Origin of the sequence: Dyella japonica, from assembly GCF_040545895.1 — a bacterium.
Taxonomy (GTDB): domain Bacteria; phylum Pseudomonadota; class Gammaproteobacteria; order Xanthomonadales; family Rhodanobacteraceae; genus Dyella; species Dyella japonica_D.
Window position 1 is genome coordinate 205,285 of record NZ_JBEPMU010000006.1, and the last position, 21,227, is coordinate 226,511.

Sequence of the window (21,227 nt, forward strand, 5' to 3'; positions counted from 1 at the left end):
ATCCACGCCATTCGGGCGGCCAGCCCCTTCGATCCCACAAGCGACCGCCCTAATGTTCCGACCGCTAGAGCTTTTCATCGGCCTGCGATATACCCGCGCCAAGCGTCGCAACCAGTTCATCTCCTTCATCTCCACGGTTTCCATCGTGTGCATCGCCATCAGCGTGACTGCGCTGATCACGGTGATGTCAGTGATGAACGGTTTCGATGACGAGCTGCGCTCGCGCATCCTCGGCGCCATTTCGCACGCCACGGTTTCCGGCATGCCGGGCGAGGCCGTGCAGGACTGGCCGCGCGCGGTGAAGATTGCCGGTGCCAACAAGCATGTGCTGGGCGCCGCGCCGTACGTCGAGAGCGAGGCTTTCCTGCAGGCGCGCCGCTCGACCGGCGGCTTGCTGCGGGGCATCGAACCGGCGGAAGAGCCGAAGGTGTCGGACATCGACCAGCACATGGTCGAAGGCAAGCTCGGCACGCTGGTGCCGGGTAGCTGGAACATCGTGCTGGGCCGTGAGCTTGCCATGCAGTTGGGCGTGGCGGTGGGCGACAAGGTCATCGTCGCGGTGCCATCGTTCCAGTCGTCGCCGATTACCGGCAGCGTCCCGAGCCTGCGAACCTTTACCGTGTCGGGCGTGTTCGAGATGGGCATGCAGGAATTCGATTCGGGTCTTGCGCTGGTCAACATGACCGATGCCGAACGACTCAATCGCCTTGGCGGGCCCACGGGCATTCGCCTGAAGCTCGACGACATGTTCAACGCGCGCGAAGTGGCGCGCGAGCTGGCCGATCAATTGGGCCAGGTCTATCGCGTGGACACCTGGATGGATAGCCACGCCAATTTCTTCTCCGCCATTTCGATGGAGAAGAAGGTGATGTTCATCATCCTCTCGCTGATCATTCTCGTGGCCGTGATCAACCTCATCTCGATGCTGATGATGCTGGTGACGGACAAGCAGGCCGACATCGCCATCCTGCGCACGCTGGGTTCCACGCCACGCAGCATCATGGGCATGTTCATGGTGCAGGGCGTGCTGGTGGGCTTCGTGGGCATCGGCTTCGGCGTGGGCCTGGGTTCGCTGCTGTCGTGGAAGTTGCCCGGCATCGTGAAGTGGATCGAACACGTCACGGGCGTGACCTTCCTGTCGCCGGACGTCTATTACATCAGCGAGCTGCCGAGCAAACTCGACGCGGGCGATGTGGGTTGGGTGGCGCTGGTCACCTTCATCTTCTCGCTGCTGGCCACCCTTTATCCCGCTTGGCGCGCGTCGCGCACCCAGCCCGCGCAGGCGCTGCGTTATGAATAAGCCGAACAATTCCGCCAACGGCGTGGTGATGCGTGCCAGCCATATCGCCAAGACGTACGAAGAAGGCGACTTGAAGACGGATGTGCTCTCCGACGTCAGTTTCACGCTGAATCGCGGCGAGACGCTGGCCATCGTGGGCGCCTCCGGTTCGGGCAAGAGCACGCTGCTGCACATCCTCGGTGGCCTGGACACGCTGACGCGTGGCGAAGTGGAAGTGGAGGGACGCAACCTGTCCAGCCTTTCCGATGCCGAGCGCGGCCGTGTGCGCAACCGCTCGATGGGTTTCATCTACCAGTTCCACCATCTGCTGCCGGAGTTCACCGCGTTGGAAAACGTGTGCATGCCGCTGCTGATACGTGGCGTGTCCATCGGCGAGGCGGAGCGTCAGGCGACAGCGCTGCTCGGTCGCGTGGGGCTCGCGCAGCGCCTGCATCACAAGCCGGCGGAACTCTCCGGTGGCGAGCGCCAGCGCAGTGCCGTGGCGCGTGCGCTGGTGACGCGTCCGGCCGTGGTGCTGGGCGACGAACCCACCGGCAATCTCGACGAGACCAATGCAGCGCAGGTCTACGACTTGATGATTGAACTCAACCAGGAGATCGGCACCAGCTTCATCCTGGTCACGCACGACAACCGACTGGCCAAGCGCATGGATCGCACGCTCGAGCTGCACAACGGCAGCCTCATAGAGAAAATCCACGCGTGATGACGAAGGCCGCCGCAAGGCGGCCTTTCTCGTTCATGCCTACACGTTTTTCGGCGTCGTCGTTGTGTCGCTCGCACTAACCTGTTGGCTTTCCGCAGGGAAGGGAACGGAACGTGCGCAAGGACGGTGCACTCGTGCCGGCGATCATGCTGCTGCTCGGCGTGCTCGCCGTGCAATGGCTGGTGGTGCTGCCGCCGGCGTGGGCCTGCGGCGTGCTCGTTGCGGTCGCCTGTGTCGTGCTTTGCCTTGGCAGGTACGGGCGTGCGTTGGCGTGGTGTCTTTTGGGCATCGCCTGGGCGTGCTGGCGCGGCGGCGCCGCGATGGATGCGCGCCTGCCGCGTGAACGCGAAGGGCAGGACATCACTGTCGTCGGCCGCGTGAGCGATCTGCCGCAAACGCGCGAGGACGCCACCGGTTTTCTGCTCAGCATCGAGCACGCTTCGTTCGGCCGGACGCCGGTGCCCTTGCACGGGCGCGTGCGGGTGAGCTGGTACAACGGCGCCGCTGATGTATTGCCATGCAGCCGCTGGCAACTCACCCTGCGCCTCAGGCGTCCGCGCGGAATGATCAATCCCGGCGGCGCGGACAGCGAACGCAGCGCGCTCGAACGCGGCATCGTGGCCGTAGGCTATGTGCGTGATGGCGCGGGTAATGTGCCGCTTGGAAGCGCGGGTTTTTGCATCAACGCCGTTCGAGCGGCGATCAGTCGCGGCGTTGCTGCGCGTGTGAGCGATCCGCACGATGCCGCCTTGCTGCAGGCGTTTTCCGTGGGCGACACGCGTGGACTGCGCCAGCACGATTGGGAGGTGGCGCGGGCCAACGGCATTCCGCATCTCATCGCCATCTCGGGTTTCCATGTGGGCGTGGCGGCCTTGTTTGGCGTGTGGCTCGCCCGACTCATCTACCTGCTGTTTCCGCGACTGGGATGGCGACTTCCCAGGGAACTGGCGCAAGCCATGGCGGCCCTGGTGGTGGCTGGTGTGTACAGCGCGCTGGCCGGCTTTGGACTGCCGACCGTGCGCACCTTGCTGATGATCGCCATCGTGGCGCTGGCGCATTGCTCGCGGCGGCATCCGTCGGGAACGCAGACACTCTCGCTGGCGCTGCTTGCAGTGCTGTTGGTCGATCCCTTGTCGGTGTTGTCGGCGGGATTCTGGCTGTCTTTCATCGGCGTGGCATTCCTGATGGTGTGCATGACGACGCGGGGCAAAGGGCTGCGTGGCTTTCTGCATGAGCTGAGCGCGGGTCAGCTGGTGATGACGCTTTCCTTGTTGCCGTTGACGATCTGGTTCTTCGGCGAATCGTCCTTGGTGGGCGCGCTCTCGAATTTGATCGCGGTGCCATTCGTGAGCTTCGTGATCGTGCCTGTCACGCTGGTCGGCATGATCCTGCTGGGAGTCTGTCCGCCGCTGGCGCAGCCGGTGTTCTGGTGCGCGGCGTGGCTGGCGCATGCGCAATGGTGGCTGCTGGAAAGGATGGCTACTTGGCCGGGCGCGCACTGGTATCTGCCCGAAGTCACGTGGTGGGCGCTGGGGTTGGCTACCTGCGGCGCGCTGTGGCTGTTCGCGCCGCGCGGCGTGCCCATGCGTTGGCTGGGCGGCCTCTTGTTCCTGCCGCTGCTTTTTCCGTCGCGCGATCTGCCCGCGCAGGGCGGCTTTCAATTGTGGATGCTGGATGTGGGGCAGGGTTTGTCGATGGTGGTGCGCACCCGGCATCACGCGCTGGTCTACGACGCGGGTGCGCGCTACCCATCGGATTTTGACTTGGGCGAGGCGGCCGTACTTCCCTCGTTGCACGCGCTCGGCATCGAACATCTCGACCTGCTCGTCGCCAGTCATGCCGACAACGACCATGCAGGCGGCACACCCGCCGTTGCCGCCATGTTTCCGGAAGCAGAACGCATCTCGGGCGAGCCGGAACGATTGCCCATCGCGATGGCGGCGTGTGAGACCGGCAAGACATGGCAATGGGATGGCGTGACCGTGCGCGTGCTGCCTTCTGGCCCGGCAGACGGGCCGGCCAACGACCGCTCGTGCGTGTTGCTGGTGGAAGGCACGGGTGGCCGCGCGCTGCTGACGGGCGACATCACGGCGGCCGTCGAGCCGACGGTGGCAGCGGCCTTGTCACCGGGGCCGCCGCTGGTGCTGTCCGTTCCCCATCACGGCAGCAAGACGTCGTCCAGCACCATCTTCATCCAGTCGAGCCTGCCCGCGTTGGCGCTCGTGTCCGCGGGCTGGCGCAATCGCTTCCATCATCCAAGCGCGCTCGTGATGAAGCGCTATGAGGAGGCCGGCGTGCCATGGCTGAATACCGCGGTCACCGGTGCCATCCAGATCGACGCGCCACCGGACCGGCCGCCCCATGTGGCGGCCACCTGGCGCCAACGCCAGTCTCGCTACTGGCGCGAATGAGACTAGGGGCCTTGCCGGACGCCGTTCGCGGCCCCGGCAGGTGCGTTCCGCAACTGCCACCGGTGCCGCGGAACGACCGGGCGAGACTGTTATGATGCGGCCTCCCTGACGATCGAAGTGGCTCGGAGTCGTTGTGCTGGATATCTTGATGGCTGGTGGCTGGGCGATGCTGCCCATCCTGATCTGTTCGGCGGTCGCACTGGCGATCGTGCTTGAGCGTTGCTGGACCCTGCGCCGTAGCTCGGTGCTGCCGCCCGGCCTAGGCGAGGAAGTGCGCAACTGGGCGCGTTCGGGCCAGCTCGATCCGAACCATCTGAACACCCTGGCGAACGGTTCGCCGCTGGGCGAACTGCTGGCCTCGGCGCTGGCCGTGCGCAACCGTCCGCGTGAGCTCATCAAGGAGCGCATCGAGGATACCGGCCGCCATGTCGTCCATCGCATGGAGCGCTACCTCAACACGCTCGGCACCATCGCGCTGATCGGTCCGCTGCTCGGCCTGCTGGGCACGGTGATCGGCCTGATCCGCATGTTCATGGAAGTGATGCGCGGCGGCGTGGGCGATCCCATGAAGATGGCCGGCGGCATCGGCGAAGCGCTGATCTGTACCGCCACCGGCTTGATCGTGGCCATTCCTGCGTACGTGCTGCATCGCTACTTCCGTTCCAAGGTGGCTGGCTATTGCGTGGCGATGGAGAAGCAGGCCACCGAGCTGCTCGACGAGCTGACCGTGAACCAGCCCGCGCCAGCCCCGCGCACCCGCGCGCCGCGTGCGACGGCCGCCACCACCGAGTCGAGCGCGAGCTGACGCATGCGTATCGGCAACGACCGTCGGCAAGACGACTTCGAGATCAACGTGATCTCGCTGATCGACGTGCTGCTTACCCTGCTGATGTTCTTCGTGCTTACCACCACCTTCATCCAGCACTCGCGGATGCAGGTGACGCTGCCCAAGGCCAGCGCGGAAGAACGCGACATGCAGGCGCCCGCGCTCACCGTGGTGGTGGATCGCGACGGCCATTTCTTCGTGGGCAGCGATGAAGTGCGCGGCGAAGGCGTCGAGCCTTTGAAGCAGGCCATCGCCAATGTCGCCGGCGACGACCGCGAGCGTCAGGTCACCATTCGCGCGGATGCGATGACGCCGCACCAGAACGTGGTTACTGCGATGGACGCACTGGGCCAGCTCGGCTTCACCAAGCTGTCCATCGCTACGACGCCCAGTCAGGCGGACAACGCCCAGTGAGCAACGGCAAGGTAAAGATCTGGGACGCGCAGACGCTCCGGGTCTACAAGCGACTGCTCAACTACACCAAGCGATTCTGGGTGGTCGGCGTCGTGGCCATCGTGGGCATGATCATCGATGGCGGTGGCCTGGCGGTTTTCACGCAGCTGCTCCGGCCCATGATCGACAAGCTGTTCGTCGAGAAAGATCCGGTGCTGATCTTCTGGATGCCGATCTGGATCATCCTGGTGTTTCTCGTGCGTGGCGTGGGCACGTTTGCAAGCAGCTATGGCGTGGCCTACATCGGCCGCAACGTCGTCAATGCGCTCCAGCGCGACGTGTTCGCCGCCTACCTGCGTTTGCCGGCGACGTTTTTCGGCAGCGAACATTCGGGCCACCAGGTCTCGCGCATCACCTACACCAGCGAACAGGTGGCGGTGGCGTCGACCGATGCGATCAAGGTGGTGGTCACCGAAGGCGTGACCGTCATCGGCATGCTTTACGTGATGCTCAATACCAGCCCCTACCTGACGCTGGCGCTGTTCGTGATGGTGCCGCTGATCGCGCTGATCGCCAGCGTCGTCAGTCGCCGCTATCGCAGCATCAGCCGGCGCATCCAGGGCACCATGGGGTCGGTGACCGGCACGGTGGAGGAATCCGTGCAGGCGCACCGCGAGATCCGCGTCTATGGCGGACAGGTGCAGGCCGCAGCGCGCTTCAAGGACGTGACCGACAACACCCGTCGCCTCAACCTGAAGATTGCCTCCACCAACGCACAATCCAGTACGGCCATCCAGACGGTCGCCGCGCTGGCGCTGGCGGTGATGGTGTTCCTGGCGACGCGACCGTTCGAGATCCAGCACATGTCGGCCGGTACGTTCGTCACCGTGCTCACGGCGATGGGTGGCATGATGCCGTCGCTGCGGCGCCTGGCGAATATCCAGTCGAATATCCAGAGCGGCATCTCGGCGGCGGAGAATCTGTTCGAGATCATCGATACGTCGCCCGAGGTGGATGCGGGCGAACGCGTGCTGGAAAGGGCGCAGGGTGACATCCGTTTCGAGCATGTGGGCCTGGTGTATCCGCGGGGCGAGTTCGAAGCGTTGCGCGACATCAGCCTTCATTGCGCGCCAGGCACGGTGACCGCGCTCGTCGGCCGCTCGGGCAGCGGCAAGAGCAGCCTGGTCAGCCTGCTGCCGCGCTTCAACGAACCCACCAGCGGAAGCATTCTGGTCGACGGTGCCAACTACGAGAGCTTCACGCTGGCGTCGTTGCGCCGGCAGATTGCGTGGGTGGGGCAGAGCGTGGTGCTGTTCGACGGTACCGTGGCGGAAAACATCGCCTATGGCGAACTCGCCGGTGCCAATGAGGCCGACGTGATCGCCGCAGCGAAGGCGGCGAACGCGTGGGAGTTCATCCAGAAGATGCCGCAGGGCATCCACAGCGTCATCGGCCAGGGCGGCAACCTGCTGTCGGGCGGCCAGCGCCAGCGCTTGGCGATCGCGCGCGCCATCCTCAAGAACGCACCCATCCTGGTGCTGGACGAAGCCACCAGTGCGCTCGATACCGAATCCGAACGGCTGATCCAGCAGGCCCTGCAGGGCTTGATGAAGGACCGCACCACGCTGGTGATCGCGCATCGCCTGTCCACCATCGAACACGCCGACCAGATTGCCGTGATGGACCAGGGCCGCATCGTCGAGCGCGGCACGCACGCCGAGCTGCTCGCCGTGGGCGGCCACTACGCGGCGCTTCACCGCATGCAGTTCCACAGCCAGGCCAGTGACTGAGGCCGCGGCATGACGCTGGCCCAACGCCTCGAATCGGCGTGGTACGGCATGGCACGCGCGCCGTGGTGGACGGGGCCGCTCTCGTGGCTCTACGGCGCCGTTATCGCGTTGCGACGCTTGTTGTATCGCATGGGCGTTTTGCGCAGCGTGCGTTTGTCGACGCCGGTGATCGTGATCGGCAACCTGAGCGTGGGCGGCACCGGCAAGACACCGTTGACCATTGCGTTGGCCGAAGGGCTGCGCCTGCGCGGTTACACGCCAGGCGTGGTGAGCCGCGGTTATGGCGGCACGCAAAAGCTTCCCGTGCTGCTGGATGCATCGCCCGATCCCGCATTGGTCGGCGACGAGCCTTGCCTGATTCGCGCCAGCGGCGTGCCGGTGGCGGTGGGGCGCGACCGGCCGGCTGCGGCGAAGCTACTGATTGAGGCAGGTTGCGATGTCGTGATCGCCGACGACGGCCTGCAGCATTACGCACTCGCGCGCGATCTGGAAATTTGCGTGATCGACGGTGTTCGCCGTTTCGGCAACGGCAGACTGCTGCCGGCCGGTCCGCTGCGCGAACCCATGTCCCGCCTGCAGAAGGTCGACTACCGCGTGTGCAACGGCGGCGTGGTGGCGCCGGGCGATATTCCGATGGAGCTGAAAGGCGGCACGGTGCGAGCGCTGGTCGATGACCACACCCAGCCGCTGGCCGATTTCGCCGGGCAAGCCGTGCACGCGGTCGCCGCCATTGGAAACCCGCTGCGATTCTTTGCGAGCCTGCGCGCGCAAGGGCTGCAGGTGATCGAGCATCCCTTTCCCGACCATCACGCTTTCGTGGCGAGCGATCTCTCGTTCAACGACGGCAAGCCGGTGCTGATGACCGAGAAGGACGCCGTGAAATGCCGTGCGCTGGCCCAGCCGCATTGGTGGTCAGTGCCAGTTCGGGCCATGTTGCCGCCGGCATTCTTTGACGATGTCGAAGCGCGCGTGCAGCGCGCGAAGCGCTGATCTCGCCACGAAAAAAGCCGACCCTCGCAGGTCGGCTTTTTTCTTTGAACCTCAGGTCCGCCAATTATTGGATGCGGACGATGTTGCCCTGCGGGTCGATCTGGACCAGGTCGCCGGTGCGGATGGCGCTGGCGTCCGGCACCGTTACGTTGCTGTAGGCGCCGTTGCCCATGCGGATGCGCAAGCTATAGCTGGCCGTGGGACGGCCGCTGTTGGCGCCGATGCGGTTGCCCGCGTAACCGCCGCCTACGGCGCCGGCCACCGTGGCGAGGGTGTTGCCCTTGCCCTTGCCGACCTGGTTGCCCAGCACGCCGCCGGCGATGCCGCCGATGATGGTGCCGGCCATGCTGTGGTCGTTGCCCTGGGTGATGTTCTGGTCGATGGATTCCACCGTGCCGCACTGGTCACAGCGGAGGTAGATGCCGTCGTTGCGGACCAGCACGCCGTTGCGCGACGCCTGCTGGGCGCTGGCGGCAAAGGGGCTGATAGCCAGCAGGGCTGCCAGGGACAACACGGCAATACGGGGGGTGAACATGGACTCTCTCTCCATTGGGAAATGTTGCGCTACCAGTCTAGCGAGGCAGACTGAATGGCGGACTGAATGATCCGCCAAAGACGCTCTATCATGTGCACTTTTCCGGCCAGCCACCGTGACCGTTCCGGCACGATGCGAAGGCCAAGCCCTCGGAGTTGTCATGAGCCTCATCCAAGTTCCGGTTTCCTACGGCGAGCTGATCGACAAGATCACCATCCTGGAGATCAAGTCCAAGCAGATCACCGACGCCGCCAAGGTGGCCAACGTGCGCACCGAGTTGGACCTGCTCAACGCCACCTGGGCCGGTCATCCGGCATCGAAGACCGACATTGCCGCCGAGCGTGCGCGCCTGTTGGCCGTGAACGAAGCGCTGTGGGACATCGAGGACCGCATCCGCCTCAAGGAAAAGGCGCAGGCCTTCGACGCCGAGTTCATCGAACTGGCCCGTTCGGTGTACTTCCAGAACGACGAGCGTGCGGCGGTGAAGCGCGAGATCAACGTGAAGCTCGGCTCGCAGCTGGTGGAAGAGAAGTCGTACCAGGATTACCGCGCGAAGTAATCCCGCGCCGGGTCACGCGGGAGCGCGGTGTTGCGCTTCCGCGTGACGGCTTAGGCCAGGCCCAGGTGCGCGGCGCAGGCCTCGAAGCGATCGATCACCTCATCGACCGGGATCAGGTCCATCACGCCGGGTCTTTCGATCTTGCTGCCCCACGGAATCTCGCTTGCGGGCTTGCCCAGGTATTTCAGCGACGCTTCGTCGTATTTGTCCACGCACCAGCGGCGGTCGGAGTAGGGGCCTGACCGGTTCGGATTGCTGGCGGCGTGCAGGCCCAGCACTTTGCAGCCCACCGTGTTGGCCATGTGCATGGGGCCGGAGTCGGGCGTGAGCAGCATCGGCGCACGCACCAGCATGGCCATCATCTTCTTCAGCGTGTCCTTGCCGGTCAGGTCGAGCGGCGCATGGCGACAGGCCGCGATGACGGCGTCCGCCAGGCGGCGCTCCAGTTCCGACGGCCCGCCGACCAGCACCACGCGCCAACCTCGCGTCGCGGCGTGGTCCATCACGGCGGCATAGCGTTCCGGTCGCCAGTTGCGCAGCACGTGGCTGGAGGTAGGGCTGACCAGCAGCGTCGGCTGCTCGCCCGGCAATTGTTCGGCGGCCCAGGCATGGGCTTCATCGGGAATGGGAATGTCCCAGCGCACCTGCGTTTGCTTCAGGCCCAGCGGTTCGCAGAAGCTGCCCATGGCGTCGAGCACATGTTCGCCGGTGCGCGCCGGGATGCGTTGGTTCACGACCAGACGGTGTCCGTCCTTGGCGCGGGCCTTGTCATAACCAATGCGTTGGTCGGCCTTGATGAACAGGCTGAGCAGGTTGGAGCGCAAGGCGACCTGCATCTGCAGCAGCGCATCGAAGCGTTGGCCCTTCAGTGCGTCGCCCACGGCGCGCATGCCGGCGAAGCCCGCGCCCTTGTCGAAGGTCACGAAATTCACCTCGGGCAAGTCGCCCACAAGCTTGCGTTCGAGTTTTCCTACGATCCACGTCAGGCGGGTTTGCGGCCACGCGGCTTGCAGCGTGCGTACCAGCGGCACGACATGGGTGACGTCGCCGATGGCGGAGGTGCGCAGCAGGCAGATCGAGGCAGGCGTGGGCATTAGGCTAGAATCACCAAACTGAGGGCTCTGGGCGGGCGTCTGAAGCAACGATGGCGATGCAGGAACGAATTCGCGAAGGCGCCGCTGGTGCGATTCTGTTCGACGCCGCGGTGTCGCCACAAGTCGAGGATGACTGGTTCGAGCCCGAAGCGTGGCGCGAACGCGGTGCATTGCGCCAGCAATCGGGTGGTCGTGGCGGCGTGGCCATCATCGACACGCCGGCCGGAGTGTGTGTGCTGCGCCATTACCGACGCGGTGGCATGGTGGCCAAGCTGATGGGCGACCACTATCTCTGGAGCGGCGCTGACCACACGCGCAGCTTCGCCGAATTCCGCCTATTGGCGCTTATCGCCTCGCTGGGCCTGCCCAGTGCGCCGCCCGTGGCCTGTCGTTACGTTCGCCAGGGGTTGTTCTACACGGCTGATTTGATCACGCGCCGCATCGCTAACGCGCAGACGCTGGCCGAATGCCTGGCGTCGGGGCAACTCGATGGCGAGATGGCCGAGCTGGTGGGCGCGCTGGTGGCGCGTTTTCATCGGGCGGGCATTTGGCATGCGGATCTCAACGCCCACAACGTGCTGGTGACGAACGACGAGCTTTACCTGATCGATTTCGACCGCGGCCGTCAACGCGATCCTGCCGACGGCTGGCAGCAGGCCAATCTGCTGCGTCTGCGCCGTTCGCTGGTAAAGCTCGGCGCGGCCGCGCAAGGCGAGGCCGCATTCGAAGAGAGCCTCTGGAAACCCCTTGTCTATCGCTACGAGCGTACGCTGAGAGCATGAACTGGTCCCTGCATTTCCTGGGTGTGGGTGCGGCGCATGCCGTGGAACTGGGTTCCTCGGCCGTCGTGCTCGAGCGCGACGGCAAGCCGTTGCTGCTGATCGATTGCGGCCCCGACACTTTGGATCGCTACGTCGCCGCGTACGGCGAGCCGCCACGTGCGCTGTACATCACGCATACGCACATGGATCACATCGGCGGCATGGAGCGCCTGTTCTTCCGCCTGTGGTTCGACGAGCAGTGGCGCGGACGCACGCAGGTGTTCGTGCATGCCGGCCTGCTGCCGTGGTTGCAGGCGCGCGTGGCGGATTATCCGAACGTGCTGGCCGAGGGCGGCGTCAATTTCTGGGAAGCGTTCCGGCTGGTGCCGTGCACGCGCGGCTTCTGGCTGGATGGCCTGTGGTTCGACGTATTCGGTACGCGCCACCACATGGCCGGTACTTCTTACGGCGTGGCTCTGGCAGGCAGCTTTGCCTACACCGGCGACACGCGGCCGATACCCGAAGTGCTTGCGCGCGTGGCCGATGGCGCGGAACTCATCGCCCACGATTGCGGTCTGGTAGGTAACCCCTCGCATACCGGTATCGACGACATCGAGCGCGAATATCCGCAAGCCTGGCGCTCCCGCCTGCGGCTCTATCACTACGGCAGCGAAACGGATGGACAGGCACTGGTATCGCGGGGCTACACCGTGGCGCGCACGGGCGAACGCATCGCGCTGCCACGGCCCACGCCGACGCGCCCCGACGCCGGTTGATAGCTACTTCTGGATTGACGATTCATGTCCACGCTCCATCTTCGCAAGCTGCTGCGCTATCGCGCCTGGGCCGATCAGCGGATCTACGACGCGGTCGCCGCCCTGCCGGAAGGCGCCTCGACGGCGCCGCACGCCACCATCTTCGGCAACATGCTGGGCACGCTCACCCATAGCTGGGTGGTCGACGACATCTTCCAGGCCCATCTGCAAGGGCGAGCGCATGGTTACGCCAGTCGCATCACGCCCGAGCCGTTGTCCTTCGATGAGTTGTGGACGCGCCAGCAGGCCATGAATGCGTGGTACCTGGCATACGCCAGCGCGCTCACGCCGGAGCAGGCCGCCGAGATGGTCGACTTCCAGTTCATTGGTGGCGGGGAAGGGTGTATGAGCCGCGAGGAGATGGTGCTGCACGTGGTCAATCACGCCACCTATCACCGCGGTTTCGTGGCGGACATGTTCTATCAGGTGCCGGTGAAGCCGCCGGCCACGGACCTGCCGGTTTTCCTGCGGGACGTGCCGCAGGAATAAGCCCGGCGGGGGGCGGCTATCTTGTGTGAAAGGCCCCGTCCCGCTATCCTTTCGCCTCTTTGCCGGGGCCTGATGGCCTGGCAAGCGGTTTCACCATTGCGGAGAGGTGTCCGAGTGGTTGAAGGAGCACGCCTGGAAAGTGTGTATACGGCTTATCCCCGTATCGCGGGTTCGAATCCCGCCCTCTCCGCCAGTGAGTGAAACCGGGCGCCGGCCTTGAGCCGACGCACAATGTACGTCTCTATGGTGGCCCTGTCGGTCCCCCCGCGACGATAGTTCGTAAACTCCGCCAGGCCCGGAAGGGAGCAACGGTAGCGAATGATTCGGGTGCCGGGGTGTGGCTGGCAGGGCCGCCGCCTTTTCGGGCCTCGCTGCGGCGCCGCCCCGCGTCATACTGCAGGATGAGCCGCGCGTTACTGACTTGCCGTCGGTGACTTGGCACAATCGACATTCGCCCAAAGATAGGCACGGTATGTCTTATCAGGTACTCGCGCGTAAGTGGCGCCCCCGCAAGTTCGCCGAACTGGTCGGGCAGGAGCACGTCGTGCGCGCGCTCACCAATGCACTCGACACCGGTCGCATGCACCACGCTTACCTGTTCACCGGTACGCGTGGCGTAGGCAAGACCACCATTGCGCGCATCTTCGCCAAGTCGCTCAACTGCGAGCGCGGCGAGTCGGCCGATCCCTGCGGCGAGTGCGCTGTCTGCACGGCGGTCGACCAGGGCCGCTTCGTGGATCTGCTGGAAATCGACGCGGCCAGCAACACCGGCGTGGACGACGTGCGCGAGGTGATCGAGAACGCGCAGTACGCGCCGGCCCGCGGCCGCTTCAAGGTGTACCTGGTCGACGAGGTGCACATGCTTTCCAAGCCGGCGTTCAACGCCTTGCTCAAGACGCTGGAAGAGCCGCCGCCGCACGTCAAATTTTTGCTTGCCACCACCGACCCGCAAAAGCTGCCGGTGACGGTGCTGTCGCGCTGCCTGAAGTTCAATCTCAAGCGCCTGCTGCCGGAGCAGATCTCCGGACAGATGCGCCACATCCTGGGCGCGGAAAACATTTCGTACGAAGACGCCGCCATCACCGAGCTGGCGCGCGGCGCCGATGGTTCGTTGCGCGATGGCTTGTCGCTGCTCGACCAGGCCATCGCCTATGGCGGTGGCTCGCTGAAGGTGGATGACGTGCGCGCCATGCTGGGCAGCGTGGCGCGCGGTCAGGTGCTGGGGTTGTTGCAGGCGCTGGCCGAAGGCAATGGCGAATCGCTGATGGCGGAATGCACGCGCATCGCCTCCTTCTCGCCGGATTTCGGTGGCGTGCTGGACGATCTTTCCAGCGTGCTCCATCGCATCCAGTTGATCCAGCTCGTGCCGGGCTATCGTCCGGAAGAAAACGGCAGCGATGACAGCGAGCTGGTCGAGCTTGCGCAACAGCTGGCGCCGGAAGACGTGCAGCTCTACTACCAGATCGCCACCACGGGTCGCCGCGATCTCACGCTGGCGCCCGATGCGCGCACCGGTTTCGAAATGGCCATGCTGCGCATGCTGGCATTCCGTCCCGCCGATGGCGGCGGTTCCTCCCATGCGGAACGTCCGGCCGCAAGCAGCGCACCTCGCCCAGCCGCGCCGGCGCCGCGTTCAGCGGCACCGGTGGCCAATGAGCGCATGCATATGGCCAGCGTGGCAGCGCCGACACCAGCACGTGCGGCTCCCGCCGCAGAGCCTGCGGCCGCACCGGCGGCGCCTGCGCCGCGTGCGCCGGTGGCGGTGGATGCGCGCGGCCTGCCGCATTGGGACAGCCTGATCGAGCAGGCCAATTTCCGCGGTCCGCTGGGACAGCTGGCGCAAAACGCCGTGTTGCGCGATCGCGAAGGCCACACGCTGGTGCTGGCGCTGCAACCCATGCACATGCATCTGGCCGTGGAGCCCATGGTTGGCCAGATGGAAGAGCGAGTCAGCCAGGCGCTGGGCGAACGCGTGAAGCTGCGCTTCGTCGAAGAGCACGGTGCGGCCGGTGAAACCCTTGCGGCACGCGCCGCCAACGCCCGCGTGGCCGCACAGTCGGCGGCCGAGCAGGCCATCGAGGAAGATCCCCTGGTGCAATCGCTCAAGCGCGAATTCGGCGCGCGAGTGGTGCCGCAGTCGATCAAGCCGTTTGAACACTGAAAGAGATAGCGGAGTTACGCCATGAGAGGACAGATCGGTCAGCTGATGCAGCAGGCCCAGCGCATGCAGGAAGAAATGAAGCGTGCGCAGGAAGAGATCGCCAAGCTCGAAGTCACCGGCAGCGCCGGCGGCGGCCTGGTCACCGTGTTGATGACGGGCGTGCACGAAGTGCGCCGTGTGCAGATCGACCGCAAGCTGTTTGCCGACGATCCGGAAATGGCCGAAGACCTGGTGGCCGCCGCGATCAACGATGCGGTGAACAAGGTGGCGGACGTGAGCAAGAACAAGCTCGGCGGCGTGACCTCGGGCATGAACCTGCCGCCCGGTTTCAAGATGCCGTTCTGACGCTTTCCTGTAGGAGCGCACCCGGTGCGCGACAGCCTACGTATTCGCGGTCGCGCACCGGGTGCGCTCCTACAGTGATCCTGGATTCATGAGCAAGCTCCTCACCGATCTCATCGAAGCGCTCCGTTGCCTGCCCGGCGTGGGCGGCAAGAGTGCGCAGCGCATGGCCTTTCATCTGCTGGAGCGCGATCGTGAGCGCGGCCAGCGCCTGGCGCAGGTGCTGGAACAAGCCATGCGCGAGATCGGCAACTGCTCGCGCTGCCGCAACTTCAGCGAAACCCCGGTGTGCAACCTCTGCTCCAGCAGCAGCCGGGATCGCCAGGTGCTGTGCGTAGTGGAGTCGCCCACCGAGTTGGCAGCCATCGAGCAGGCCACGGGTTATCGCGGGCAGTATTTCGTGCTGCTGGGTCGCCTGTCGCCGCTCGACGGATTGGGCCCTGAAGAACTCGGCCTCGATCGTCTGGCGGAACGCTTGGGCGAAGGCGAGATCGAGGAAATGATCATCGCCACCAATCCCACGGTGGAAGGCGAAGCCACGGCGCACTACCTGGCGCAGCTGGCGCGCGCAGCGAACGTGCGGCCCACCCGCCTTGCCCACGGCGTGCCGCTGGGTGGCGAGCTGGAATACGTCGATCGCGGCACGCTGGCGCATGCCTTCGGCAGCCGTCAGTCGCTGGACTGAAGGCCGTGACGCCAACGCTCACGCTGGCCATTCCCGGCAACGAGGAATATCGCGCACTGCGCAGTGCGGCCGGCCTGAGCGTCATGACGGAAGAGGGCGCCGCCATCGGCTTGCCCGCGAGCTGGTGCTCGGTGTGCGTGCGCCATCAAGACGAACTGATCGGCATGGGACGCATCGTGGGCGATGGTGGCCTGTTCCTGTTTGTGGTCGATATCGCAGTGGCGCCAGTCTGGCAGGGTCAGGGCCTCGGGCGACGCATCATGCAGGCGCTGATGGACGAAGTGCACGCACGCGCTCCGGCGCGCACCATGGTCGCGCTGATTGCGGATGGCACGGCGCACGAGCTCTACGCAAAGTTCGGCTTCAAGCTGGTGGCGCCGGGCGCGCAGGGTATGCTGTTGCGGTTGTCATAAGAGCAAAGGAATCAGACATGGGCGACACCATCTTCGGCAAGATCATCCGCCGCGAAATTCCGGCCGATATCGTCTATGAGGACGATGACGTGCTGGCCTTCCGCGACCTCAATCCGCAGGCGCCGGTGCACGTGCTGTTCGTGCCCAAGAAACCCATCGCCACGCTCGATGGCGCCACGGTGGCCGATGCCGAGTTGCTGGGCAAGCTGTTGCTCGCCGCCGCCGCGTATGCGCGTCGCGAGGGTCTGGCCGACGAGGGCTATCGCACGGTGATCAATTGCAACGAGCACGGTGGCCAGACGGTGTTCCATCTGCACGTGCACCTGTTGGGCGGGCGTCAGATGCATTGGCCGCCGGGCTGAACTGACCTCACACGTGCCCACAAAAAACGCCGGCAGAAGCCGGCGTTTTTTTCAGAGTGGTCAGTGATGCGGGGCCGGCGGAGGACGCACGATCACTCGCGTACGGTAGTAACCACCGTAGCCACCGTAATAACCGCCCCAGCCACCCCAGCCCCACGGCCCCCAACCCGGACCCCAGTAGGGACCCCAGAATGGGTCGTAGTAGCCCGGGCCGTAGTTCACGACCACACGCTTGGGCCACAGGTACACCACGTTGGCTTCGATGCGCGGGTAGGCGTAGTTGTACTCGCCGACCTTCTCCGACATCGTGCCCTGGATGACGCCGGTAACCGTGATGTCGCGGCCGGTGGTGAACACTTCCGGATCGTAGAAGCCGGCGCGGCAGGCCACGAAGCGGCCCTGCGTTTCGCCGTCTGAGCTCGACGACTCCGGACGCGCCTGGTCATCCAGCGGACGCTGCAGCACGTAGAAGCAGGTTTCCTGCGGACCGGGTTTCGTTTCGATGATCTGGCCGCCCCAGCGAACCTGGGCACCGGCGGCTCCGTTGGCTTCCTGTTGGGCGGCAACGGAATTGACCTGGGTGTACGTGCCCTGCAGCGGTTGCGGCACCGTTGCGCAGGCCGCGAGCGTGGCCACTGCGGTCGCGAGAATCAACGGCTTGTACATGGACATGACGCTTCTCTCCATCGTGTGGTGGATGCGGTGCATCCACGGTTCAATATCATTTGACCACGCGACGCGGCCGAAAGTCCCGCGCCGCCTGTCGAAAGTTTCTCAGCAAGTCAGCTGGCGGTTCTTCGTGCGCGTAACGCAGTTCCAGATAGGTCCTCATCAGGTGTTCCAGCTGGACACGCTGGCTGGGGAGGGCCCGCGCGGCGCGGCTGAAGTAGTGCTGCGGTCCTTCGCTGTGTCGACGGGCAACACCCGCCGAAGCCAATCGTTTCTCCAGTTGCTTCATGACCGTGAGTGCCCGATCTGCCTCCGGGCGTTTCCATATGGCCCAAAGCAAACCGCCTACGGCAAACAGCGAGCCACCGATGGCGAGCAGCAACGCCAGCATGCCCACGCTGGTGTCGTGCACGCCAAACGGCGTCAGCAATCCGTGCTGACGAAGCGTGTCAAAGCCGATAACGCCTTGGTTCCACCACTGGTTGACGATGTCCCAGCGGTTGCGCCATGACAGCCACCATTGGTTGGGTGCCCAGGCGGATGCCGTGGCATTGGCTGCCGCGGATCCTTGGCTGACGCGTTCAGGTCGCACGGCGGCCGTGGGATCCATGCGCACCCAGCCACGTTTCGGCAGCCATATTTCGCTCCACGCGTGGGCGTCCGCCTGACGCACCAGCAAGTAGTTGCCGATGCGGTTCCAGTAGCCGCCCTGATAGCCGGTGACGACGCGTGCAGGAATGCCGGCGGCGCGCATGAGCACCGTGAAGGAAGAGGCGTAGTGCTCGCAGAATCCTTCGTGCGTGCCGAACAGGAAATCGTCGATGACGTTGCGGCCCAGCGGCGCCGGAGCCAGCGTGTAAGCGAAGCCGCCGTCATGGAACAGCGACATGGCGGCCTGCACGATGGCTGCGTCGTCGTCACCGTATTGGGCGCGCCACCGCTGACCTAGCGCACGCGCCTGTGGATCGAAACCGGGTGGCAACTGCAGGGCGCGTCGCCGCTCGCGTTCGCTCAACTGTCCCTGCAGGCGATAGGTGGGCGCCGATTGCAGCGAATACACCAGCGGGTCGTTGACCGGGCGATCGGCGCGCACCTCGCGATCCGGCCCCATGTGCGCCGAATCGGGTGCGCTCAGCGGCACATCGAGCACGGGCAGTACGCGCTGGCCGGTGGCCTCCAGGGTGACGGTGTATTGAACGGTGGGACCATGCTCGACGGCAGCCGGCGCGCCATCCAACTCCCGGCGATTCCATGTGCGCCCGTCGTAATTCCACAGCACGTAGGCGCGAAAATAGCGCTGTGCGTTCGCTGGCGGCGCACCGACAAAGCTCACGCGCATGGCGGGTCGGTCGTCCAACAGGACTTCGGAGAAGTCACCCGGCGACATGTCCTCGCTCAAGCCACTACGACTTTGCGAGCTATTGGGCGCCCCCCACAGCGGCGAGCTGAGGCGCGGCACGAATACAAAGGCCAGCAAGGCCAGCGGCAGCGATGCGCCAAGCAGGCCGAGCGCCGGCAACAGTTCACGAGGAAGCGAGGTTTCCGGTCGCGCCGGTTGCAGCGCGCGCAGCGTAGCCAACGCAGGAGGCAGGCCAAGCCCGACCAGGATGGTTGCCACCATGCCCTGGTCGAACAGCAGCGCCGTCATCAGGGCAAAGCACGAGAATGCCGCGCCAACGCGCGCATCCCGCGGCGTTTCCGTTTCGAACAGCTTCAGTACCAGCAGTCCCACCACGAGCGCGGCGCCCGGTTCTCGACCGAACAGTGTGTCGTAGTGGAACACCACGGCGGCGGTCAGCAGGGCCAGCAGCGACAATTTCAGGTACGCAGGCGCGCGGCCGTTGCGATGCCGGCGTTGCCACCAGCGCAGTCCGAGCATGACGGCCAACGCCAGGCTCAGCCAGACAGGCAGGTGCGGCGCATGCACACCGAGCACCACGGCCACGGTGATGCAAAGCAGGTCGAAAGGTCGCCGCTCGAGCGGCACCTGGTTCTTGTGGCGGAACAGACGCAGGCCGATCACGGCAGGCGTGCCAGCGCATTCATGCAATGCGCGTAGTGACTGCGGCCATGGCCCAGGCCGATCTCCTCCGTGGGCAACCACAGGCTGGTGGGGCGTCCCACCGTTTCGGCTTCACCCAGCCAGCGGGCCAGGCGGGAGATGCGAGCCTCGGGCGTGAGCTGGGCGAGCTGGCGCCAGTCCAGGTGCCATTCCTCCTGCGCCTCGGGCTGCTCGAAATCCTTCACCAGCAGGTTTTCATGGCGCGCGCTGTGCTTCCACGCGATATGCCGCTGGGGATCGCCGGCGCGATAGGCGCGCAACGCGGCAATGTCTTCGCCCTGGTGCAGGCGTTGCTGGCGGCCTGCCTCACCAGGAAATACGGGCGGTGGGCCACCCGTTTCAGGGTGGGGCCACACCAGCACCGACTGGTCCGGATGAAGCCAGCTCCAGGCGTGGAACAGGCCCAGCGGCCAGTTGCTCCAGAGTTTGATGCGCGGCATGGGCCGCCATCCGCGACGATGCGTATCCAGGTGCAGGCATACGACGGTTTCGCCATGGGCGGCGATGGAAAAGGCTTCGGCCTGCTCGTTCATGTCCGCATGCACGGAGGCATGTGCATGCTCGCTGCCGGCGAACACCAGGTACACCGCCATGGGCTCGCCGGCGATGGCCTGGCCTTGCCGGATGCTGGTGAGCTTCAGGCCGTTGAGGCTGCGAAACGCGATCAGCATGCTCGCGGACGTCGCCGAACCGAGCAGGCAGGTAAGCATCAGCGCGGCGTTGTTCGTGTAGTTCAACGCGCCCAGCAGCATGATCAGCAGGAGCACGGTGAACGCCGCGCCGAACGCCGTGGGCACGATGTAGACGCGCCGGCGGTGCAGGACGATGGGCAGGCTTTCCGGGCGCTTGTGTCGCGTCAGTGCGGGTAGGCGCTGCTCCGCCCAGGTCTGCACGCGACGAATCGCGGGAAGCATTAGTCCACCGCGACGTCGGCGAGCAGGCTGCGCGCGAGGCTGTCGCCGCTTGCGCCGCGCGTAGTGACCAGGCGATGCGCCGCCAAAGGCACGAACAGCGCCTGGATGTCTTCCGGCAACACGTGCTGACGGCCGCTCAGCATCGCCCATGCACGCGCCGCGCTCAGCAACGCCAGGCCCGCGCGAGGCGACAGGCCAACGCGTACATCGGCATGGCGTCGGCTGGCGGCGAGCAAGGCCTGCAGGTAGTCAAGCAGGGCGGAGCTTGCCGTTACCGTTTGCGCTTGCCGAGCCAAGGTCGAGAGGCCGGCCACATCCAGTTGCGGCGTGAGTTGGGCAAGCAGGTCGCGGCGATCGCTGCCTGTCAGCAGCGCGCGCTCGGCGGCAGCGTCCGGGTAGTCCAGCGACACGCGCAGCATGAAGCGATCCAGCTGCGAATCCGGCAACGGGAAGGTGCCCGCAAGATCGAGCGGATTTTGCGTGGCGACCACAAAGAATGGCTGCGGAAGGATGTGCGTCTGGCCATCCACCGTAACCTGGCCTTCGGCCATGGCCTCGAGCAACGCGCTTTGCGTCTTGGGCGTGGCGCGGTTGATTTCATCGGCCAGCAGCAGGCCGGTGAAGATGGGGCCGGGATGGAAGCGGAACTGCCCCGTCTCGCGCTCGTAAACGCTCACGCCGATAATGTCCGACGGCAGCAGGTCACTGGTGAACTGCACGCGCTGGAAATCGAGCGCAAAGCTCGCGGCCAGTGCGTGGGCCAATGTGGTCTTGCCCACGCCCGGTACGTCTTCCAGTAGAAGATGGCCCCCGGCGAGCAGGCAGGTGAAGGCCAGCTTGACCTGGCGCGGCTTGCCCAGCAGCACGCGGTTGACCTGGGCCATGCTGGCTTCCAGGCGCGTGCGTAGCGATTCATCGTGAAGCGGAGTAATGACGGACATGGGTTTCTGGCA

22 protein-coding genes, 1 tRNA gene and 1 other RNA gene are annotated in these 21,227 nt (G+C 65.3%); 18 read left to right on the forward strand and 6 right to left on the reverse strand.

Features of this window, described 5'->3' with window-relative positions; genetic code table 11:
• Positions 1-52: 52 nt before the first annotated feature.
• The 7 genes from ABIC75_RS19260 (at position 53) to lpxK (ending at position 8,413) form a co-directional block, all read left to right on the forward strand.
• Complete coding sequence (locus ABIC75_RS19260; RefSeq protein ID WP_354015520.1) at positions 53-1,300, forward strand: lipoprotein-releasing ABC transporter permease subunit; 1,248 nt, start codon at positions 53-55, stop codon at positions 1,298-1,300.
• Positions 1,293-2,003 (forward strand): lipoprotein-releasing ABC transporter ATP-binding protein LolD, encoded by a 711-nt coding sequence (lolD, locus tag ABIC75_RS19265; RefSeq protein WP_354015521.1) that lies wholly within the window; start codon positions 1,293-1,295, stop codon positions 2,001-2,003. The genes ABIC75_RS19260 and lolD overlap by 8 nt, the downstream gene beginning before the upstream one ends.
• Before the next feature lie 113 nt (positions 2,004-2,116).
• The gene (locus tag ABIC75_RS19270; protein ID WP_354015522.1) at positions 2,117-4,414 is read left to right on the forward strand and encodes a DNA internalization-related competence protein ComEC/Rec2; all 2,298 of its coding nucleotides are present in this window, start codon (positions 2,117-2,119) and stop codon (positions 4,412-4,414) included.
• A gap of 133 nt (positions 4,415-4,547) precedes the next feature.
• Positions 4,548-5,219, forward strand: coding sequence for a MotA/TolQ/ExbB proton channel family protein (locus tag ABIC75_RS19275; protein WP_354015523.1), 672 nt, complete (start codon positions 4,548-4,550; stop codon positions 5,217-5,219).
• 3 nt (positions 5,220-5,222) lie between these two features.
• Complete coding sequence (locus ABIC75_RS19280; RefSeq protein ID WP_354015524.1) at positions 5,223-5,654, forward strand: ExbD/TolR family protein; 432 nt, start codon at positions 5,223-5,225, stop codon at positions 5,652-5,654.
• Positions 5,651-7,423 carry a lipid A export permease/ATP-binding protein MsbA gene (msbA, locus tag ABIC75_RS19285; protein WP_354015525.1) on the forward strand — a complete coding sequence of 591 codons (1,773 nt, stop codon included), beginning with the start codon at positions 5,651-5,653 and terminating at the stop codon, positions 7,421-7,423. Before ABIC75_RS19280 ends, msbA begins: the two co-directional genes overlap by 4 nt.
• 9 nt (positions 7,424-7,432) lie before the next feature.
• A complete protein-coding gene (lpxK, locus tag ABIC75_RS19290) occupies positions 7,433-8,413 on the forward strand; it encodes a tetraacyldisaccharide 4'-kinase (RefSeq protein WP_354015526.1) in 981 nt (326 codons plus the stop codon).
• Between the two features lie 64 nt (positions 8,414-8,477).
• Here the strand turns inward: lpxK and ABIC75_RS19295 are convergent, their stop codons facing one another.
• Positions 8,478-8,948 carry a glycine zipper 2TM domain-containing protein gene (locus ABIC75_RS19295; protein WP_354015527.1) on the reverse strand — a complete coding sequence of 157 codons (471 nt, stop codon included), beginning with the start codon at positions 8,946-8,948 and terminating at the stop codon, positions 8,478-8,480.
• A gap of 160 nt (positions 8,949-9,108) precedes the next feature.
• Here ABIC75_RS19295 and ABIC75_RS19300 point away from each other — a divergent pair, with 160 nt between their 5' ends.
• Positions 9,109-9,507, forward strand: coding sequence for a DUF6165 family protein (locus ABIC75_RS19300; protein ID WP_354015528.1), 399 nt, complete (start codon positions 9,109-9,111; stop codon positions 9,505-9,507).
• Between the two features lie 50 nt (positions 9,508-9,557).
• On the opposite strand, the gene ABIC75_RS19305 is transcribed toward ABIC75_RS19300, so the two are convergent.
• Positions 9,558-10,601, reverse strand: coding sequence for a glycosyltransferase family 9 protein (locus ABIC75_RS19305; RefSeq protein ID WP_354015529.1), 1,044 nt, complete (start codon positions 10,599-10,601; stop codon positions 9,558-9,560).
• Positions 10,602-10,651: 50 nt separating this feature from the next.
• On the opposite strand from ABIC75_RS19305, the gene ABIC75_RS19310 reads away from it, so the two are divergent.
• From ABIC75_RS19310 to ABIC75_RS19355, 10 genes are all read left to right on the forward strand, one after another.
• The gene (locus ABIC75_RS19310) at positions 10,652-11,383 is read left to right on the forward strand and encodes a 3-deoxy-D-manno-octulosonic acid kinase (protein WP_354015530.1); all 732 of its coding nucleotides are present in this window, start codon (positions 10,652-10,654) and stop codon (positions 11,381-11,383) included.
• Positions 11,380-12,138 (forward strand): MBL fold metallo-hydrolase, encoded by a 759-nt coding sequence (locus ABIC75_RS19315; protein ID WP_354015531.1) that lies wholly within the window; start codon positions 11,380-11,382, stop codon positions 12,136-12,138. The genes ABIC75_RS19310 and ABIC75_RS19315 overlap by 4 nt, the downstream gene beginning before the upstream one ends.
• 24 nt (positions 12,139-12,162) lie before the next feature.
• The gene (locus tag ABIC75_RS19320; protein ID WP_354015532.1) at positions 12,163-12,666 is read left to right on the forward strand and encodes a DinB family protein; all 504 of its coding nucleotides are present in this window, start codon (positions 12,163-12,165) and stop codon (positions 12,664-12,666) included.
• A gap of 100 nt (positions 12,667-12,766) precedes the next feature.
• A tRNA-Ser gene (locus ABIC75_RS19325) sits at positions 12,767-12,859 on the forward strand.
• Between the two features lie 60 nt (positions 12,860-12,919).
• Positions 12,920-13,016, forward strand: an RNA gene (ffs, locus tag ABIC75_RS19330) — signal recognition particle sRNA small type.
• A 122-nt stretch (positions 13,017-13,138) separates the two neighbouring features.
• Entirely contained in the window at positions 13,139-14,827 is a 1,689-nt protein-coding gene (dnaX, locus tag ABIC75_RS19335; protein ID WP_354015533.1) for a DNA polymerase III subunit gamma/tau, read from the forward strand.
• Between the two features lie 21 nt (positions 14,828-14,848).
• A complete protein-coding gene (locus tag ABIC75_RS19340) occupies positions 14,849-15,172 on the forward strand; it encodes a YbaB/EbfC family nucleoid-associated protein (protein WP_046970131.1) in 324 nt (107 codons plus the stop codon).
• An 88-nt stretch (positions 15,173-15,260) separates the two neighbouring features.
• A complete protein-coding gene (gene recR / locus ABIC75_RS19345; RefSeq protein WP_354015534.1) occupies positions 15,261-15,854 on the forward strand; it encodes a recombination mediator RecR in 594 nt (197 codons plus the stop codon).
• Between the two features lie 5 nt (positions 15,855-15,859).
• Positions 15,860-16,267, forward strand: coding sequence for a GNAT family N-acetyltransferase (locus ABIC75_RS19350; protein WP_354015535.1), 408 nt, complete (start codon positions 15,860-15,862; stop codon positions 16,265-16,267).
• 17 nt (positions 16,268-16,284) lie between these two features.
• Complete coding sequence (locus tag ABIC75_RS19355; protein WP_354015536.1) at positions 16,285-16,629, forward strand: histidine triad nucleotide-binding protein; 345 nt, start codon at positions 16,285-16,287, stop codon at positions 16,627-16,629.
• 60 nt (positions 16,630-16,689) lie between these two features.
• On the opposite strand, the gene ABIC75_RS19360 is transcribed toward ABIC75_RS19355, so the two are convergent.
• Genes ABIC75_RS19360 through ABIC75_RS19375 form a run of 4 tightly spaced genes read right to left on the reverse strand, consistent with a single transcriptional unit; the run spans position 16,690 to position 21,215 of the window.
• Complete coding sequence (locus ABIC75_RS19360) at positions 16,690-17,301, reverse strand: Slp family lipoprotein (RefSeq protein WP_354015537.1); 612 nt, start codon at positions 17,299-17,301, stop codon at positions 16,690-16,692.
• 49 nt (positions 17,302-17,350) lie between these two features.
• Positions 17,351-19,321, reverse strand: a complete 1,971-nt coding sequence (locus ABIC75_RS19365; protein WP_354015538.1) for a transglutaminase TgpA family protein — start codon at positions 19,319-19,321, stop codon at positions 17,351-17,353.
• Complete coding sequence (locus ABIC75_RS19370; protein WP_354015539.1) at positions 19,318-20,274, reverse strand: DUF58 domain-containing protein; 957 nt, start codon at positions 20,272-20,274, stop codon at positions 19,318-19,320. Before ABIC75_RS19370 ends, ABIC75_RS19365 begins: the two co-directional genes overlap by 4 nt.
• Positions 20,274-21,215: an AAA family ATPase gene (locus tag ABIC75_RS19375; RefSeq protein ID WP_354015540.1), complete on the reverse strand. Its 942-nt coding sequence runs from the start codon at positions 21,213-21,215 to the stop codon at positions 20,274-20,276. Before ABIC75_RS19375 ends, ABIC75_RS19370 begins: the two co-directional genes overlap by 1 nt.
• Positions 21,216-21,227 lie beyond the last annotated feature (12 nt).

Bases quoted from the DNA above. Each gene is read 5' to 3' on its own strand.
- ABIC75_RS19260 (WP_354015520.1), top strand. From the start codon at position 53: ATGTTCCGACCGCTAGAGCTTTTCATCGGCCTGCGATATACCCGCGCC.
- lolD (WP_354015521.1), top strand. From the start codon at position 1,293: ATGAATAAGCCGAACAATTCCGCCAACGGCGTGGTGATGCGTGCCAGC.
- ABIC75_RS19280 (WP_354015524.1), top strand. From the start codon at position 5,223: ATGCGTATCGGCAACGACCGTCGGCAAGACGACTTCGAGATCAACGTG.
- lpxK (WP_354015526.1), top strand. From the start codon at position 7,433: ATGACGCTGGCCCAACGCCTCGAATCGGCGTGGTACGGCATGGCACGC.
- ABIC75_RS19295 (WP_354015527.1), bottom strand. From the start codon at position 8,948: ATGTTCACCCCCCGTATTGCCGTGTTGTCCCTGGCAGCCCTGCTGGCT.
- ABIC75_RS19300 (WP_354015528.1), top strand. From the start codon at position 9,109: ATGAGCCTCATCCAAGTTCCGGTTTCCTACGGCGAGCTGATCGACAAG.
- ABIC75_RS19305 (WP_354015529.1), bottom strand. From the start codon at position 10,601: ATGCCCACGCCTGCCTCGATCTGCCTGCTGCGCACCTCCGCCATCGGC.
- ABIC75_RS19310 (WP_354015530.1), top strand. From the start codon at position 10,652: ATGGCGATGCAGGAACGAATTCGCGAAGGCGCCGCTGGTGCGATTCTG.
- ABIC75_RS19315 (WP_354015531.1), top strand. From the start codon at position 11,380: ATGAACTGGTCCCTGCATTTCCTGGGTGTGGGTGCGGCGCATGCCGTG.
- ABIC75_RS19320 (WP_354015532.1), top strand. From the start codon at position 12,163: ATGTCCACGCTCCATCTTCGCAAGCTGCTGCGCTATCGCGCCTGGGCC.
- dnaX (WP_354015533.1), top strand. From the start codon at position 13,139: ATGTCTTATCAGGTACTCGCGCGTAAGTGGCGCCCCCGCAAGTTCGCC.
- ABIC75_RS19340 (WP_046970131.1), top strand. From the start codon at position 14,849: ATGAGAGGACAGATCGGTCAGCTGATGCAGCAGGCCCAGCGCATGCAG.
- recR (WP_354015534.1), top strand. From the start codon at position 15,261: ATGAGCAAGCTCCTCACCGATCTCATCGAAGCGCTCCGTTGCCTGCCC.
- ABIC75_RS19355 (WP_354015536.1), top strand. From the start codon at position 16,285: ATGGGCGACACCATCTTCGGCAAGATCATCCGCCGCGAAATTCCGGCC.
- ABIC75_RS19360 (WP_354015537.1), bottom strand. From the start codon at position 17,301: ATGTCCATGTACAAGCCGTTGATTCTCGCGACCGCAGTGGCCACGCTC.
- ABIC75_RS19370 (WP_354015539.1), bottom strand. From the start codon at position 20,274: ATGCTTCCCGCGATTCGTCGCGTGCAGACCTGGGCGGAGCAGCGCCTA.
- ABIC75_RS19375 (WP_354015540.1), bottom strand. From the start codon at position 21,215: ATGTCCGTCATTACTCCGCTTCACGATGAATCGCTACGCACGCGCCTG.